Annotated in this window: 2 protein-coding genes; one reads left to right on the forward strand and one right to left on the reverse strand. The window is 62.2% G+C overall.

The window, feature by feature from the left end; translation table 11 throughout:
- Window positions 1-315, reverse strand: a 315-nt coding sequence (locus tag BRAO375_RS28070; RefSeq protein ID WP_502688972.1) for a flagellin N-terminal helical domain-containing protein, incomplete at its 3' end; no start/stop codon positions are given.
- 387 nt (window positions 316-702) lie between these two features.
- Here BRAO375_RS28070 and flbT point away from each other — a divergent pair.
- Complete coding sequence (flbT, locus tag BRAO375_RS28075; RefSeq protein WP_035642724.1) at window positions 703-1,152, forward strand: flagellar biosynthesis repressor FlbT; 450 nt, start codon at window positions 703-705, stop codon at window positions 1,150-1,152.
- Window positions 1,153-1,294: the final 142 nt, after the last annotated feature.

Here is a 1,294-nt window from a genome sequence, read left to right on the forward strand (position 1 = left end):
ATAGCCGACGGAGCTCTGCAGGACCTGGTTGGCGATCGACTTGGCGCTGTCGACGAGCTTCTGCAGCGAGGTGATGCCGGTGTTGGCGGCCTGCAGCACCTGCACGCCGTTGCCGATGCCATCGAGCAGATTGGAGATGTCGGACGCGCGGTTGTCGAGACCCTGGGCGGTGAAGAAGTTGGTCGGGTTGTCGAGCGCCGAGTTGACCTTCTTGCCCGTGGAGAGATTGTTCTGGGTGGTGGCGAGGAGCTGAGCCGTCGACTGAAGCGAAAGCAGATTCTGACGCACCGACGCCGAGAGAACAATACCTGACATTTTCATACCCTTCTGGTGTGAAACAAACTGCCCGATCCATTCAGGATCAAGGCGAAGCCCGTGGTCGAGTGCACCACCGGGCGACGTGCGTTAAGGTAAATGGCAGTGGCTAACAAAGGGTGAAGCGGCGGGAACGGCTGCCCTCGGCGATGCCCGTCCTGAGCACGGCCGTTTCACCTGATTCGCGGCGATGACCTTGAAAACGCCGCGTATTTCACTGAGCACGCGGGCCGTTTACCGTCCGTTAACCATGTTCGGAAAGGATTGCTGCGCGCCGACCGATCGAGCGCGCAGACTCCCGCACGATTTCGCACGGCAGCCGGACTGGTCACCGGCCTCGACGAAGCAGGTTGGGCGCCGCGCCGACCGCGGCAACGGAGAACGAGAATGGCCCTGAAAGTCGAACTGAAGCCGCATGAGCGCATCATCATCGGCTCCTGCGTGATCACGAACACCGACCAGCGCGCGCGCCTCCTGATCGACGGCGAGAACATTCCGATTCTGCGCGAGAAGGATATCCTCACGCCCGAGACCGCCGACACGCCGGCCAAGCTCGTCTATCTTGCCGTCCAGCTGATGTACATCTCGCCCGGCGCGGATGCGGATCACGGCACCTACTTCAACCTGCTGCGCGACATCATCACGACGGTCCCGAGCGCGTGGCCGATCATCGAGGCGATCAACGGCCACATCCTCAACGGCGATCTGTATCAGGCGCTGAAGGAGGCCAAGAAGCTGGTCGCATTCGAGAAGAAGCTGCTCGAGCAGGCCCAGGCCGAGCAGCAGGCGCAACAGCAGGCCGAGCAGGCGGAAAAGCCGGTCAGCTCCGCAGCCTGATCGTGACGGCAGACAACGAACGAGCCCGGTTCTGCCTTGCAGAGCCGGGCTCTTTGTTGTCCGCACAGAACCCTGCATCGCAGATCGATCCGGCACGCGGCGATCGCAAGCCCTGCCCTTAAACGCGAAAGCGGCGGGGTTT

The sequence above is a fragment of the Bradyrhizobium sp. ORS 375 genome, from assembly GCF_000239775.1.
Taxonomy (GTDB): domain Bacteria; phylum Pseudomonadota; class Alphaproteobacteria; order Rhizobiales; family Xanthobacteraceae; genus Bradyrhizobium.